We start from the raw sequence: 519 nt of genomic DNA, 5'->3' as shown, positions 1-519 counted from the left end.
GAAACAAGAATCACAATCGACTGACATAGATAAATCTGATTTAAAAGAAGGAGCGCCTAGCGATGCCAGTTAGTACCGAGTGGCAATTTTTAAAAAGCTTTTTAAGAAAGACTTACAACCGAGAAGTTAACGAATATTTTCGAGACGTTGACCCCGATCAAATACCAGAAAATATTAACGGACGCCAATCAGCTAAACGCTCCTGCTTAATCATGCCTAATGACTCTCAAAATATGTCATTGATGAAGCAGATAAATTTTTATTTTAACTTTCACAAAGCCCATTTAAAGCCCGATGTTTATGGGACTCCTGTTGATTCTTTTCAAGAGGAGGTAACATTCCGCCCAATCATTCAACTATTTTTTAGGCAAGACGATAGCGCTGTACCGGACGACTATCAACCGATTCGCGCTCAAATCAGTTTCAGATTGATAGATGAAACTTCTCAAACTATCACTAAAACAAAATTAACCGCAATTGCCAATAAAATCAAGTCGGAATTTGCATCGGGTAGCGGTT

1 pseudogene is annotated in these 519 nt (G+C 38.2%); it reads left to right on the top strand.

Annotated elements, in window-relative coordinates:
• Window positions 1–62: 62 nt before the first annotated feature.
• A pseudogene (locus tag MiAbW_RS19245) lies at window positions 63–519 on the top strand (hypothetical protein); the annotation flags it as partial.

The sequence above is a fragment of the Microcystis aeruginosa NIES-4325 genome (genome assembly GCF_008974145.1).
Lineage (GTDB): Bacteria > Cyanobacteriota > Cyanobacteriia > Cyanobacteriales > Microcystaceae > Microcystis > Microcystis aeruginosa_G.
Note: the sequence above shows the minus strand (reverse complement) of the source record. Positions and strands in the feature narration are given on the sequence as shown.